Annotated in this window: 7 protein-coding genes; 3 read left to right on the forward strand and 4 right to left on the reverse strand. The window is 44.2% G+C overall.

Features of this window, described 5'->3' with window-relative positions; all coding sequences use genetic code 11:
- Window positions 1–29 precede the first annotated feature (29 nt).
- The 3 genes from Q0852_RS11005 to Q0852_RS11015 are packed head-to-tail and all read left to right on the forward strand — an operon-like array spanning window position 30 to window position 1736.
- Complete coding sequence (locus Q0852_RS11005; RefSeq protein WP_299018070.1) at window positions 30–242, forward strand: hypothetical protein; 213 nt, start codon at window positions 30–32, stop codon at window positions 240–242.
- The gene (locus Q0852_RS11010) at window positions 205–1434 is read left to right on the forward strand and encodes a site-specific integrase (RefSeq protein WP_299018071.1); all 1230 of its coding nucleotides are present in this window, start codon (window positions 205–207) and stop codon (window positions 1432–1434) included. The genes Q0852_RS11005 and Q0852_RS11010 overlap by 38 nt, the downstream gene beginning before the upstream one ends.
- Window positions 1431–1736: a hypothetical protein gene (locus tag Q0852_RS11015; protein WP_299018072.1), complete on the forward strand. Its 306-nt coding sequence runs from the start codon at window positions 1431–1433 to the stop codon at window positions 1734–1736. Before Q0852_RS11010 ends, Q0852_RS11015 begins: the two co-directional genes overlap by 4 nt.
- 136 nt (window positions 1737–1872) lie before the next feature.
- Here Q0852_RS11015 and Q0852_RS11020 read toward each other — a convergent pair whose 3' ends face one another.
- From Q0852_RS11020 to Q0852_RS11035, 4 genes are read right to left on the reverse strand one after another with little or no spacing between them, the layout of a single operon-like run.
- Window positions 1873–3516, reverse strand: coding sequence for a hypothetical protein (locus Q0852_RS11020; protein ID WP_299018073.1), 1644 nt, complete (start codon window positions 3514–3516; stop codon window positions 1873–1875).
- Between the two features lie 11 nt (window positions 3517–3527).
- Window positions 3528–6623 (reverse strand): SNF2-related protein, encoded by a 3096-nt coding sequence (locus tag Q0852_RS11025; protein WP_299018074.1) that lies wholly within the window; start codon window positions 6621–6623, stop codon window positions 3528–3530.
- 55 nt (window positions 6624–6678) lie between these two features.
- Window positions 6679–8718, reverse strand: coding sequence for a UvrD-helicase domain-containing protein (locus tag Q0852_RS11030; protein WP_299018075.1), 2040 nt, complete (start codon window positions 8716–8718; stop codon window positions 6679–6681).
- Window position 8719: 1 nt separating this feature from the next.
- Window positions 8720–15346, reverse strand: coding sequence for a DEAD/DEAH box helicase (locus tag Q0852_RS11035; protein ID WP_299018076.1), 6627 nt, complete (start codon window positions 15344–15346; stop codon window positions 8720–8722).
- Window positions 15347–15439: the final 93 nt, after the last annotated feature.

The following is a 15439-nucleotide window of genomic DNA, read 5'->3' on the forward strand; positions in this document are numbered from 1 at the left end:
AAGCAAATAGTGTTATAGGAGATTCTACGATGAGTAATACCTATCTGACAACTAGTGAGCTTTCAGAGCGGATAAAGTACGACGCGCGCGTTATTCGTGAGCAATTGAAAGACTCCGTGCTATTTGAAGGGGTGCACTACATTCGTCCATTTGGAGGACGAAAAATTCTATTTATTTGGGAGCGTGTTGAAGAAGAAATGCTTCATGGCATCACAACTGATTCACTTTCAACTGGTTTGTGAGCAGGAGGATGTCATGGGAGTCATTAATATAAGAAGCGGCAAGCTAGTTATTGATTTTCGTTTTAAAGGTCAGCGGTGCCGAGAGCAAACCCAGTTAACAGACACGCCAGCAAATCGTAGGCGTTTAGAGAAGTTACTGAAGTGTATAGAAGCTGACATCACACTTGGCACTTTTGATTACGCCAAATATTTCCCGAAAAGTAAAAAAGTCAAAAAGTTCGCTGCACTTGCCGAACGGAAGCGCAAAGCGAAGGCATACTTTGAGTCACCAGATGCCCCAAGACTCAATGAATTTGCTGAAATCTGGTTATCCGAAAAGCAAATTGAGTGGCGCAAAGGCCATTATGAAGATGTTGACGGTATTCTCAGGAAGTACATCATACCGATGTTCGGCAGTAAGAAGATCAGCGCCATCACCAAGCAACAAATCTTAAGCTTTCGATCTACACTCGCCAAAGTCCCAGGTCGAAAGGGGAAGGTACTAAGCCCATCTCGCATCAATCATATCATGACGCCATTAAGGATGATGCTGAACGAAGCCGCTGATCGTTATGAGTTTACTTCGCCTTGGAAGAATATTAAAGCATTAAAGGTTGGCCGTACTGAAGTTGACCCCTTCAATTTACAGGAAGTGGAGTTGGTAATTAAAAATGCGCCTGCAAATTTTCAAGCGTATTACATCACACGCTTTTTTACTGGGTTAAGAACCAGTGAAATTGATGGTTTGATGTGGAAAGATGTCGATCTGAAGAACCAAACGATCACGGTAAATCAGAGTTTGGTTCGCGGTGAATTGTCGGATCTCAAGACAGAAGGCTCTTACCGTGTCGTAATGCTGCCAGATAGGGTAGTGGAAGCATTAGCCGAACATAAGAAAACTTCAATTATCAAAGACAAATATGTCTTTACTAATGCCAAACATCAGCCCCTTAACTATCAAGTGGTTTCCCGCTCCGTTTGGTATCCCACACTGCGCAAAGCCAGGCTACGGCCAAGAAATCCCTATCAGACCCGCCATACCTACGCAACGTTGTTGTTGGCCTCCGGTGAATCTCCGGAATGGATAGCAAACCAGATGGGCCACACCACAACAACAATGCTGTTTCGTGTTTACTCAAGGTATGTGCCGAATCTGACTCGTCGTGACGGTAGTGCTTTTGAACGGTTTCTTCAGCAAGGAGGTGACGTATGAATTACTCGCCATTAACGATTCACTGTGCAAGCTTGTGCCTTGATGTCATTTATTCTCCAAGCTTTATGAAGCTAACTATGCAAGACATTTTGTCAGCAGAGGATGAGATTGCAGATATGGTTTACGAGAGAGCGTGTTTGCTGACTCAAAAGAATGATAGAGAGCGGAGGTTAGCTAGAGTGGTCGCGAAGTGTTTAGTTGAAGTCACGTTAAGTCACCGTTTTGAACCAAGACCTGTTGGAGTTGAATGGTTACTGGGGAGGATAGAAGCAGAGATAGAAATGAATACTCAGTTTGATTAAAAAAGAACATAAGTTGATTAAAAGTACTAGTTCAGGCTAGATTAATATAAATTATCATATAAACTGATTTATGTGCCATTTATATAAAGCCGAACTAGTACTAAATTTCATATAAAGAGTAACTTCTATATTTGTATTAACACATATCCTTACTTATATAGTTGTCAGTGTGGTTATGCGGTTGTGTTACTGGTTCTTTCGGTATGTCTTTGGGCAGCTTAATATGCAAAAGCTCTTCTGCATCGTGGCTAAGTCCAAATGCTAAGGAAAGACGATGAAAGTTACTCTTAACTAAGCCATCAGCTAGCAAATTATTTGGTATAAATAACTCAGTGAGAGTCATCCGTGAACTATAACTAATGTTATCGTTAAAGCAACGAACAAAGTCATTATAAATTGACATGTCGCCAGCTCCACCACAGATAAAAACTTTGGTTGATTTTTCGTGCGGGTGGGCATACTTGTTAACTCCTGGTAGGAAAATATCATGTGAGATAGAATACCCAATGTCATTCTTGAATTTAATGTCAAAGTTATTGCTGTTGATCTTGATAGTATTAACATACTCCTCGATGGATTCAGGGAGAGCTTGTTGTGAGATTTTATGAGAATAAATCTCGTCGAGATAACTAATTATTTCAGGTGCAGAAATGCCATTTTCTGAAATTTTTCTCTTTAGCCAACTTATCCTTCCATCATGAAGGATGAGAGCACCATTTTTCCATACTGCTGCTGTATATATATTATGCTGAGGTTCGTAGTCAGTACCTGTAATCACAAAATAGCATGCATCTACAGTACTTCCTCCAACATCAATAAGCATCATGTTATTTTTTCTTTTGTCCCACTTTCTAGACTTTAGAAAGCCCTGAATTTGAGCTGTCAGTTCAGGAACTACATTAATCATGTCGGATTCTAACTCATTAAAAACTGAGTCATCATGATTAATAAGTCCATTTTCGACAAGTTCAATGTAATATTTAAGTTTTTGGTTAGTAATATCAGAACTGGAGAAACCTAAATTTAATCCAGCAACACCTGCGATTTTGAATACTGTTAGCAGTTCCTGATTATTCATTGAATCTGCTGGGACACCAATATTGACTTCCCAATCAATTTCTGATTGAGAGTAAATTTTGCCTACGTCAGAAAAAAATATATTAATTGAGTGACGAAAAACTAAGGCAATGAAGGCAGTAATGATCACCATTGCTTCATGATTTTTTGGGTTTTCTAGTAAATCTAATTTGAAATTCTTTAGACAGTTTTCTTTTCCTGTCAGAGAGTAAGTGTTTCCATTAAGAAAAACTCTGCTAGGTATGATAAATGGATTAACATTGTCAGTGGTAAGCTTTATTGCATATGCTTGATTTTTATTGTGATCCCTAAAAACAACTTTAGTTGCTGAAGTTCCAATATCTAAACCTACTATAATATGGTCTGAATAATTAGTATTTTCTGGTTTCTTGTATTCTACTTTTGGCTTGGTAATGCTAACTTTATCTTCATGATCGTTGACTAATATCGAGTTTGGTTGAAAAGCCACATCTAAAAGTGTTATGTCTTTTTCTTTTTTTTGTTGCTCTTTGATAATATGAACATGTTGTGTTTTACTTTCTCTGTTAGGTGTTTTTTTCTTCTGTTTTATGGAGTTTGTTTTTTTTGATTTGTTCTTTGATTTGTTCTTTGATGGTGCGATGTTTGTCTTTTTATCAGAGCTCAATGTATTGCGCTCTAGGCCAGCTTTTTTTAGAGCGTTAGACATTATTTTGTTTTTCATGCCAGATGTCCTTATCTTATATTTATTACACCAATTACTACTTTACTTTTTTCGTGAGTTATTTCTTTTTTGCCTTCGTACTTTTCTATAAGAGATAGTTTTCTCTCCTTGAGCTTGTTTAACTTACCTATGTAAGCTGCACGCATTTTTGTATTACCAATGCGATCACGCTCTGCAATAAAGTTCTGAAGCCTTTCTATTTTCCTTCCATAGTGTTGTTCGACGTTGAATATCTGAACATCAGCTCTGTCAATATTTGATAACTTCATTTGGTTGATGAATTCGTTGTAGCGGCTATCTAGCTCATCATCACATTCATCAATATAATTTATAATATGATTAACGTCATCTAGCTCACGAGATGCATCAATCCAATTTGAGCCGTCACTTAAAGAAAGATTGATTACTTTTTCAGCAATAGAACCAGTGTAGAGTTTTTTACTAGAGAGATTGCACAGCGCATATTCAAGTTGCTCAATAGTTGAAACCCCTTCTACTGCCCACCTAGTCACTATAAAGGCATAAGTGTTTTTTTTAATTTCAGGTACAGCAATGCTAGGAAGCATAATAGCAACGGGTGAATTATTGATGTCACGGTTGTTATGTTTTTTGTTAAGTAAGAATTTTATTATTGGGTGGAATTGACCAATTGATATTCTTCTGTCTTTTGTTGCTATTTGTTGGTTATCAAAAACAACTTTAGTTCGTCCATTTGATTCTCTACTTAATATGCTTCTTTCATGTTTGTTTGCTTGAAAGTATTCGCTAATCTCCATTTTAGCATCAGTAGTAAGTTCTATATCACAATTAATGACATTATCAGATTTTTTTTCAATTACCTGTGAACCCGGGAAATACTTATTTAGCACCGAACAGAAGAATAGGTAAAGATCCTTATTTGTTACATAGCGTTGTAGCTCTTTTGCCGCCTTAACTCGATTTAGAATGAAATCCCCATGAGCGACAAGACCTGCAGCCTCATTCTCCAGAATCTCATTTTGTCGTTTCAAGTTGGCGAGAGCTTGTTCTGTTTGCTCGATTCTCTCTATTTCTTCTTCTGCGTTTAAGTGATCTTTAAGGAGTGCAATCGACATTTTCTTTATTTCATCACCGATAACACCTTCCATGCTGCCGATAGCAGATTCAAAGATACCAAGTCGCATCAATAGTCGTTGATAAATTTTTTGATCTATAGTTTGGCCGTAGAAGAGATTCCAAATGGTTATCTTGCTTGATTTTTGACCGAGTCGATCAATACGGCCGATACGCTGTTCTACCTTCATTGGGTTCCACGGAAGATCGTAGTTCAGCAGTACACGGCAAAATTGTAGATCTACACCTTCGCTCGCAACTTCGGAAGAAAGAAGTATTCTTGCTGATGTATCTGAGCGAAATCTCTTGATGATTTCATGCTTGCTTTCTTTCATGCCCCCAACTAGTACGATTGAAGAGATACCTTCTTCTTTTAGTCGTTCTTCGAGGTAATAAAGTGTTTCCCTATAATAGGAAAATAACACCACTTTCTCATCAGGATAGGCCTTGTAGAAATCATTGAGTACAGATTTAAGGCGATTAAGCTTCGTATCGTTTATTGTCAGTTCGTCAAGGTCAGAGTATTTTTCAATGGTTTGTAATAAAGCACTAATTAGGGGGCCAATATTTGGGTTAGCTGTGTTTTCTGGATCCTCAATATCAAGTTCTATATCTTGATTTTGAATGTTGGCTTTTTTTCTCCACGAACGAATAGCTGCGGGCATAGAGCTGCATAGTTGTCGCTGAGGTGTTGCCAGTAAAAAACCTTCAAAGGCATTATGGCGGGCACAATAACATCTGACTTGCTCTGTAACATCTGTATAAAGTTGCTGCTCTAGGGGGGTCATTTCAATGACCTCTGAAATCGGGTCCCTAATGACTCTTTGCTCATGGACATCACGCTTACGTGTTCTTGAAACGACGGAACTAAGAAGATTTATTCGGTCAATCTGATTAAGTAATCTACTCCTTGTGTTGTTATCCTCCAGCTCTTTTTGGGACGGTATATCTTCTACTAATTGTTTTAATTGTCGATTCCTAGAAAAAAGGTTTGAGCGAGCAGCTGTTCTTAATAATGATTCATAGGACGCCTTGGTAACTTTTCCCTGAGACAAATCATCTTTCAGTTGGAGTAAAGGCGTGTTTGCCCGCAACATAGCATCAAAATGGTGCTCACTAAGAAAACTTGTTTCATCAATGATATTGAGCAATGTAAATAAGTCAGATTGCTTAGTCTGTACCGGAGTGGCAGAGAGCAGCAGCAAATTACTTGTAACAGGGCGAAGAATTCGGCCTAGTTTCGATGTCATGCTCTCTGTATTTCGCAAGTAATGGGCTTCATCAATTATCACCATGTCAAACAGCGGATCTGATAACTCATTTTCATCAAGGTATCTTGACAACTGTGAGGCAGCATCTAATGTTTCGTCCTCATTTTTCCACCTTCTCCTTGGCCGAAGCCCTTGCATACTGGCAATAAGACAAAATTCGTGAATGACGCCCTTTTCGTGTTTTTTTAATGTGGTTAGCACTTCACTTGCATCTGCGATTTGAGGCTTTAGGCCAAACCGTAATTGCATTTCATCCCGCCATTTTTCTCGTAACATTGCAGGACATACTATTAAGAGCCTTTTGGCATCGAAACGAGCCCTGACTTCAGTCCAGATGAGGCCAGCTTCGATGGTTTTCCCTAAACCCACCTCGTCGGCGATTAAGAGCCCGCCAGAGGGTGAGTTGAGGAAGTTGAGTACCGGCTTGAACTGAAAGGGGTAGAAGTCGGTGTTGGTTGATTCCATGCTGTAGATTAGATTAGCGAGCCTCCCGTTAAGTCGTTCGAAGGTCAGGCAAAGACGAAGCTGATCTATGCCCGCAAACTGTCCCTTAGCAATTAGATCTTCTGGTGTTTCTTGTTCGATAATGGGTTCGAGGTATTTTTCGAAAAAGTATTCTGCTTTACCATCATTGAAGTGAACCAGAACTTTTTTCTTTTTACCATCGCCGCGGGTTTTCGATAAGTTCATCACACCTATTCGATCTGGTGAGTTTTTGACTCTTACAGTAATTCTTTCTTCCATTTTCTCTCCCCAGTCATTTTCAAATTGCCGTCATCTATTACTTTGAAATAGCCTGTTAGGTTTGTGAATTCCGAAGGTCTATCACTAGTAGGTGTTCTCTTGCCCGAGTTGCGGCGACATAATTAGTAAAGCGCTCGATGCTCTCGACATCATTTTGTGTCAGAATGAGTGCGACGGCTTTAAACTCCAATCCTTTTATTCTCTGACGCGTACCATAGCGAATACCTGGTTCTTCCTGTCCTGTATCTATTTCGCGAGCCTTCAATTCATGGGTTCGTATGTTTGCAGCTTCCAAATCAGTGACGACAGCTTTGTTATGTGGGGTAAAGCATATTTCATGGGTACCCAGTCCTGCATTTAATAGGCCTTTGGCCCAAGCAACGATGGCGGCTGCCGCTTCTTCATCAGAGCTACATGGTTGAATAACAGGAGTGGCACCTTTCATAATAGACTGATCAGCTTGTGTATTCACAATACCGCCATCTAGATCATCGACTTCTAAACCTGTTAGCAGATTGTGAGCGTATTGTCTGATCTCTTCTGTGGTGCGGTAATTGATTTTAAGCCTGCGAGATCGTCCGCGAACATTAATTCCTGCACGAGATAAGGCAACCGGTGTTTTGTTGTAGACTCGCTGATGGCCATCTCCAACTACACATAGAGGATCTGAGAATTCTTCTTTAATTGGGCTGACCGCAGCGATCAGCTTAAGTGCTTCAAGGCCAAAGTCCTGAAGTTCATCTACAAGCACATGGCGAAAACAATCAAATTTCCCTTGCTCTACGGCTAGTCTTGCTTGATGAATAATGCCATCAAAAGTGAGCATATTTCGTTTTCGGAGTTCCTGATTAAACCTGATAAATACTCGCCATAGCTCTTTTCGCTGTTTTCTGCTGATTCTGGGTCGTTTGCTGCGAACAGCTGTGAGGTAGTCTTCCTCGGTATCTATACCCATAGGGGCTATAACATCACTATATTCGGAGGTAATAAATTCGCGAGAGAATCCATCTGGCACTTTTGAAGCCAGAACCGTATTCCAAATAGTTTCAATATCCGCTTGTTCTGCAATTTTCCCGTTCCAATGAATTCGCTGGCAAATTGTACGGGCTAGTGTATGCAGGTTTGTTACCTCAACATTAGCTATAGCTTCAGGTGCCAGCTTTTCTAGCAATGATTTGATGGTGACGGAAAGGTTGGTGGTAAACGTGGTAACCAATACTTTTTCTTGTGTACCTGTTAAATCCTTGGCTAGATAAGCTGCACGATGCATCAATGCCACTGTTTTCCCTGTACCCGCGGCACCATTAATTTTCATTGGACCTTTAGTTTGCCATTCGACGAGTTTGCGCTGATAAGGGTGAAGAAATATTCTCCACTCTTCAATATCTTCAGAAAGGATTTCCCGGAGGTGTTCTTCACCTTCAATTAATACCAAGTCGATATTGGCTGCAGTAGTAAGATGACTGAAGTCACCAGCACTTTGTGGTTTGTCGCTATCGCCTTCAACCCCGAGCATTTCATTCAAGGCGTCATTGAGCGACATCCCAGATATGATTCCAATTAATACCTGGGCTGCCTCTTTTGGTAGGTAATCTGCGAGCTGAACAAAAGCGTCGTCACTTCTTGCTGCCCTAACTGCAGGAATTAATGCGTCAGGTACACCGGCAAGAAATAGTTCCTCATCTGACACTTTGTCGAGTGCGTAATGCTCTTGATATTGAGGAGAAGTTCGAAGCTCCCCTGCAATGGCTGAAGTTTCTTCTATATCAAAAATCTGCAGGGTGCCGGTAGCAATATGTGCTTCAAAAGACTTGTTTTTGCACCATGCATAAGCTTCGTCGTGATGATCGATGTAAACAAGCAGAAAAACATCACCAAGATCTGGTGCGATAACTATCGCGCGGTAGTCATCACCAACACGGGCACTTCGAATTTTGGGATCTCTCGTCATGGGAGATAGGTGTTCAAGGTGAATACTGGCCTGCGTACTGTCTTCTTCAAATTTGCGTGTTAGTTCATAAACTTTCTTTTGTACTTTGGCAGGTAGTTTGCCAAAAATTTTAAGTACATCGCGGTGTAACATTAACTGAGCCATTTTATTTCATCTCCTCTGGTAGCTGACTCAGTAACCACGAGCCGCCTTTAACCTTAATATCTCTATCCGTTATTACCTTCCATCCGGTATCTTGCCAAGTGCTGCAGAAGTTGGTTTGATCGCCCCATAATATGGCAATAGGGGGGGATGCCTCCGGCCATGCGAGCTCTGCGTAGAGTTCCTCAGCAAGATCATCGTTGTAAAACTCCACTTCTGGAACAGCTTTGTCTGCTGCCGCCATGGATTTCACTAGTTTGATCAGGCTAGGTAGCGTGTTATCCAGAACGTCTTGCCACTCTGAGCTAATGGAAGTAGCTATTTTGGGTGTAATAATTGGTGCAGTACCTTCCTCAAATTCAGAGGTGGCAAATGGAATAAATGACTGGGCAAACTGAAACAGGTTCATTATTGCGAGGCATTGCCGCCAGCGTTTCAGGTAAGTTTCGCGTTTACTTCGGATGGCCTCACTATCATCAAGTCGTAGCGATATCTTTAGGTTGGTGTAGTCGTGAAGGATCAGTTCCTTACCATAAGCATAAGCTAGTAGGTCTTCTGTCTCACCGATTCGATTCAACCAAACCCAGTCTCCCTTACTAGTGTGGTCAATTGCAGGTATGGAATAGCCTTGGCTCCAAAGAGTGAACAGGTTGTCCATTTCACTGCCGTCTTGCCCTATGCCTTTTACGGCAAAGGACAGTAAACTCAGGCCTGCTGTCTGTTGTGCCAGTGTTCTCCAGCCGGTTAAATCAGGGCAGCGGATAAATGCCTTCATTTGTTCCATAGGGTTAGCGCAGACTTGAGTAATGTCAGGCATGATATGGCCTTGTTTCAACATGTTTGCTGCAACAGCTGGCAAAACCACTTGCACCATATTGGGTTGCAAGAATGAAAGGAAAGACTTTGTCGGGTCCGTATCAAGGTCATTCCAAGTGATACTCCAAACGTGGAATTGCTCGCTTTCCAGAATTGCCCGACGCTTTTTAAAATCATCGGCAAGGCGGGAGTATGGCTCGCCAGGTTTAACATGTGGCTCAAAGCCGTCGGTGAAAATAACAACTGGTTTTACACTTGGATCATCACAACGGAGCATAAAGTCAGGTTGGCATTTGACTGACACATTATGGAAGCTGGTTAGCATAGGTTGCAGCTCAATACTCCATAACCGCCCATCGCCAAGTGAAAATTCAAACCCTTGGGTACCGGCAATCACCGTGCTGCGCCAGCTGGTCTTGGTACCAATATCTTCCACCCATAATTGAAGGGTTGCGATGAAGCGCTTTTCCAGCACACTGCCAAAAATTGAGGTGATTTTGACTTCATCAAGAGCTTTTTTAACTTTTCTGTGAGAGCCAGCTTCAATTAATTGACGCAACAATCCAATACCACGCTCTCGACTAATATTGTCAGCACGGTGTTGCATGTGATAAGTGCGGATACACCGATAGCAACCGTCTGTGTCGTTACCTGTTTGCTTGAGTTTCCGGCAACTACAGGTCTCCAGCGCATTTAAGGCCAGTTGCAATATTTGCATCACACCTTCACCAATCTCGCATTTGCCATCTTTATTGTCCTGGAACATTTCTTTTAAGAAACCAGTTCCGCCCGGAACGGCATCCAGTAAGACTAAATAGTGGCGACTGATACCTTCACTATGATCAGGCACAATTTGCGGTTTAACCATAAGGTGGGTTGGGTCACCTTGAAAACGTAGCCGCATGCCGAGATAAATTGCCGCTTCCAGGGTATCAAGATCCTCCTGTTCGACATCCGGCAACATCAGGCGAATAGCTTCAGAGCGCAACTCCCGGTATAGATAAAGAGTTTTCCACTCGAAGGCATTTTCAGCTTTTCCTTCACGCTTTCGCTTGAGGGTTTCGCGGAGTCCTGAGCAGCTCCTGCGATGGCGGACATCTTCACGGTGTTTACCCGGGAGCACTGCCATGCCGCAGTGGGCACAGACTTCAAAACCTAGTGACGGAACTTTCTTGTTAGCACCAAAATTCAATTCCGGCGGTAATGAGGCATAGCCGGTGTTAACTTCACGCATCAGCATGGCTGAGCGGTATTCGATACCAAAAGGCAGGGTGTCCTCACCTACTGCACCATTTGGTTGTTCAAGCGTTTGATCAAAACTGATAGCCATGGCGTAGGTTTCGTTGTCTCTTTCCTCTCCCCGGTCGGCAGATAGACTCTCGTAGAACTCCATATAAGAGATTGCCTGCGAACGTTGCATAGGTAGAAATTCTTTGTGCTGCCCGCGGTCACACTGCCCGGTCGGTCCATCGTAGCCACATTGGGGGCACGCTGGTACGGCATCAGGAGCGTCGACTTCCTCACTCCAGTGCATGTGGCCGCATTCACCGCAAATGGCCCATTTTTCGATTAACTGATGGCTTCGAGAGCCGACTTCGAGTTGTTGGATGTCATATTTGTGGCTGTGGGTATAGAAATGATTTCCCGGAGCCAGTTCGCGAATCGCGGAACTGGCTGCTCGAACCAGTTCAATAGAAGGGCGCGCTGTATCTTCTTTTTTATTGTGTTTGTAATAAGTGCTGCCGGAGAAGCGAACTCCACGTTCAGGGAATGCATAGTTAGGTAGTAGGCCGTGTTCGGTTAGTACTTCAAGGCAAGTGATCTGTCCTAGCTTCTGTCTCCGGGCTTTAAGGATTTTTTCTTCGCGTTCAATTTCGGCGAGATCTGCTGTGTCCACGGTGAAATCAAGCTTTGCCTTCTGATCTTTGAGGCGGTTTTGAGCGTTTTGCAGTAGTTGCCGTTGTAACTGGAATTCGGATGCTGCTTGCTCTATACGTTCACGGAGGTTTTCCGTTTTTGACTCGGCCAGGAAGCGGAGACGGGTATCTTCCCGTACTTCATTAAAGCGGGAGAAACGTGCCAGGAATTCTTGTTGCAGCCGGGCCTCTTCTTTGAGTATCCACGCCAATAGGTTAGGAATATGACCCGCTTTATTGATGATCATTTCATCGACAAGTTGTTTCCCGGTTGCAGGTATATCGGTCAGTACACAATAACGGACGCCCTGATCAAAGCAGAAAGCCAGATATTGGCGTACCAGTACCGCACTTGCATCAAGCCAGCAGCCTGGGGGCTCGACATCTCCGCAGAGCAGCTCGTGGGGGCGGGCGAAGAAGAATAGATCGTGCGGGCGCTGGTTGATTACACTTAGTACCAATGCCGTACCTGTTTTTCGTCCAGCCCGACCAATACGCTGTAAGTAGCTGGCGGTTGATGGGGGAATAGAGCAAAGCATGGTAGTAGAAAGATCACCAATATCTATACCCATTTCCAGAGTAGAGGTTGCCGTCAGTACATTGGGATCATCAGCGTGGTCTGCAGCATTAAAGCTCAGTTCAAGGTTTTCCCTTTCTTCAGTCGTCAGCAATCCGGTATGCTCATAGGCGAAAACACGTCGTAGTGCGCCTTTGCGATAGCGTTCGCGGTAGTAGATTTCCCTGTCGTTGAGCTCTTCAACTTGATACCGGCCATGTTCGTCACGGTAGGAAAGGCTGGGCGCTTCTAGCCATACTTCAGTTTCGCCTGCAGGGCGGAATAATTTGTGACCGCCATTAGGGCACTGGAGCTTGATGCCTTTAGGGTATAGGCGCGCAGCCCGGTCACTAATAGCGTAATAGGCCTTATTGCCATCTTCATGAACACATTTGAGTAAACCTGCCTGGGTGGCACAATGGAGGAATACCTCAATCAGATCGATTAAGGTCGCATCATCGACAGAGGGGAGAGCCAGAGTTCGTCGGGCCCATACCAGTTGCCAGGGCAGTTGGTTGCCTGCTCTGGGAGGTGCGAGGGCAAAGTCATGCTGCTTATCACTTGATGTAACGAGCAGTCGAGGTGTGTAGCGTCCGCGGGGGGGATAAGTTTCACGATGATCTGCATCCTGGCCTCGCCAACCAAATTTTCCCCATAAGTTTTGTGCCGCGTAGCTCTGCAGGTACTCATGATAGACACCACCACGCTCACGCTGGCGGTGTAAAATGCCAAAAATCCATCTTCTGAGACTGATATCATCCAAAGCAGTAAGAGTTGGGCTGATTGCCGGAAAGCGATCATGTAGGTACATGATGGTTTGACTGACTAAGGTATCATCCCAGCCCATAGTGGCGCTGGCATGGAGCTCCATGGTCCGGCCATGGGTCAGCATTAGGCTAAATTCACTGGTGGCTTGCCAGTTCAGACGAGTGACAAACTCTTTTCTTAATTTTGCTGGTAACCCTGCTGTAGGATTATCCCTGAAAGCTAGGTAACGGCTGTATTCGCGCAGATCAGGTGGCAGCAAAGTCGAAATCACTTGTTCAATTTTGCCCGGACGCCCGGGCAGAGGCTGAGACCAGTAGTCCAGCAACCGCTCTCCAACTTCATTGAGAGGCACTCCTGTATCACCTGCGTCATCGATGATGTGCTGAAGTGCAGTACGTAAGGTGAAATGATAGGTTCGTGCAGAGAAGAAGCCGGCGCGGTGGCTGGCATCCTGCACACTGTCGGTAAATGCTAGCAGCTTAGGGTCATTATTGAGAACCGAGCCAAAAACTTCGTCGATAGCCACACTGGCAACGGTCGCAGCCCGGCTACCGATAAACATCAAGCTGTCTTCGCTATGACAGTGCGGGCATTTGCGTACGCCTATATGCTGGCCGTTTTCTTTCTGTCTGGTTTCGTGAACCAGTTTAACCGGGAATGTTTTTTCATCGGTAAGCGGACAAGTGCCTGGTCCCATCCGAACAACTAAAGAGCCAGGCGCTAGGTGCCATTGAGTCGCTTCAAAAGATAGCTGGGCATTGTCAGAGTTCGAAGCATCATTTTCATGCCACGGACTGAGTATCACAAGACGCTGTGAAGGGGCGTGGCTTTCGAAACCCCAGCCATCATAGATGGCAGAAACATCATCGCGTAACTCGAACCCAGTGCAACCATGGCTTTGGATCACTGAGTCCATATCCGGGTTGTGTAGAGCGGCCCAGCCAATTTCTCCACATTCGGTACAGTGGATGACCGGGAGCTGCTTGCGGTCAGGAACCGGTTCATCTAACCATGAAAAGCAAGGTTCACTACTTACTACAGAACCGATACGTCGAAGTTCTCTTAACCAGAACTGGACTTGGGTCGGGACCAAGGGAAAGGCTTTCCCACTGCGTAATTCTTTGGATTGGGCTACAAGGGCAAGAAACGCCATCAGGAGCTGGCCTCGTTGCAGAAGGTTACCACTGTTACGGAGCAGGAAGTCGATGTTGCCCAGTTGCTGTACCAGATCGTTCCAACTGATTACTTGCTCTTGGGTTAGTTCCAGCAGATGGTGGAACAGGGGTTGATGACGGATCCATTCACCAAGAGCAATGCCCCAGCGGTTTGTGTCATCGAGCTTTTCTATTGATTCTTTAACTTTATCAAATCCCGGTATCTTGGTCAGCCAGGGATCATCCATACTTACCGGGCTTTGTGGTGCTTCCAACAGGCCGGCAACGCGCTGGGCAAAAGCTGATGCATTCTCACCTTTTTGAAGTTCAAAGAGTTCAGCTGGCGGGTAGGCGTTAATATGCGCTGGTGGGCGAGTTATTTCTTCTATATTGAGCCGATCTTCAGTGATAACGCAATATTTATCGAGTTTTTCTTCGAATAGGTTCTGAGCGAAGTCGCACAGGCGATCAATGGGATCCATGTTTGTTTCATCGTCACCACCGGCTATGGTAGCACTGGTGCCGATGACGCAAAGTTGATTTTGCGGTAGAGCAAGGCGTGATTTGAGCCGTCGCAATAAACAGGCGACATCTGCGCCCTGAGCGCCGTCGTAAGTATGAAGCTCATCCAGTACGAGGTATTGCAACAAAGAGACATCTTGTTGATTGAAACGCCAGATATCCTGATCTTTTGGGCGTAGCAACAGGTAGTCCAGCATCTTGTAGTTGGTCAGCAGAATATCCGGTGGATCCTTTTGCATGCTGGCACGGTTGGTGATAGCCGTATAGCTTTCCTTGCCCGTTTCCGAGTTGGTTTTAATGACGGTAACTTCTTTGTAAGTGCCAGGTTCAGCCCCTTCTTCCTTACCGGTAGATTGCCCCATTCGGCCGGTATAGAGACCAACACGTATCTTGGCGATACGCTTACCGTTATGCTCATAACTGAGGAGATTGGATTTCAGAATCTCCTCGGCAAAACGCCCGGCCTGATCAGCTGCAAGTGCATTCATGGGGTAGAGCACAATGGCCTTGATACCATCACGTTTGCCGACATTGTGCTGGCGCAGGCAGTGGTCAAGCAATGGGTAGAGGAAACATTCGGTTTTGCCCGAGCCGGTCCCCGTAGTAACCAGTGTGTGCTGAGGAGTGTTATTTTTACTACTCAGGCGTTTCCAGCTTTTCCACTGGTGTTTGAATGGTAAAAACGGCACAGGTAAGTTAAAAAACACGCTGCCATGATCATCGGCCAAACGGAACGGGCGCTTTATCTGGACCCAAGGGCCTTTAAACAGGCCGTTCTCAGGATCGTTGAAAAAGTCCTGCAGGGCCTTTTCGGTTTCCGGTAGGCGCATCTGGAAGGTGGCGCCCAAATAGTGCAGTACCTGTTTTTTTACCTCAAGGGCGAGGGTGGCTGGAAGCATTGATATTCCCTTTCAAATCGCGGCGTACTCGCCGCACCTTTAGCCAAGTCAGGCCGCATTTTGATATGCGCCTTTATTTGTATTGTTTGTTGC

It is taken from the genome of uncultured Photobacterium sp., assembly GCF_947502415.1.
Classification (GTDB): Bacteria; Pseudomonadota; Gammaproteobacteria; order Enterobacterales; family Vibrionaceae; genus Photobacterium.

What these genes read in the sequence shown, in the direction of transcription:
- Q0852_RS11005 (WP_299018070.1), top strand. Translation starts at nt 30, where the DNA reads ATGAGTAATACCTATCTGACAACTAGTGAGCTTTCAGAGCGGATAAAG.
- Q0852_RS11030 (WP_299018075.1), bottom strand. Translation starts at nt 8,718, where the DNA reads ATGGCTCAGTTAATGTTACACCGCGATGTACTTAAAATTTTTGGCAAA.
- Q0852_RS11025 (WP_299018074.1), bottom strand. Translation starts at nt 6,623, where the DNA reads ATGGAAGAAAGAATTACTGTAAGAGTCAAAAACTCACCAGATCGAATA.
- Q0852_RS11035 (WP_299018076.1), bottom strand. Translation starts at nt 15,346, where the DNA reads ATGCTTCCAGCCACCCTCGCCCTTGAGGTAAAAAAACAGGTACTGCAC.
- Q0852_RS11020 (WP_299018073.1), bottom strand. Translation starts at nt 3,516, where the DNA reads ATGAAAAACAAAATAATGTCTAACGCTCTAAAAAAAGCTGGCCTAGAG.
- Q0852_RS11015 (WP_299018072.1), top strand. Translation starts at nt 1,431, where the DNA reads ATGAATTACTCGCCATTAACGATTCACTGTGCAAGCTTGTGCCTTGAT.
- Q0852_RS11010 (WP_299018071.1), top strand. Translation starts at nt 205, where the DNA reads ATGGCATCACAACTGATTCACTTTCAACTGGTTTGTGAGCAGGAGGAT.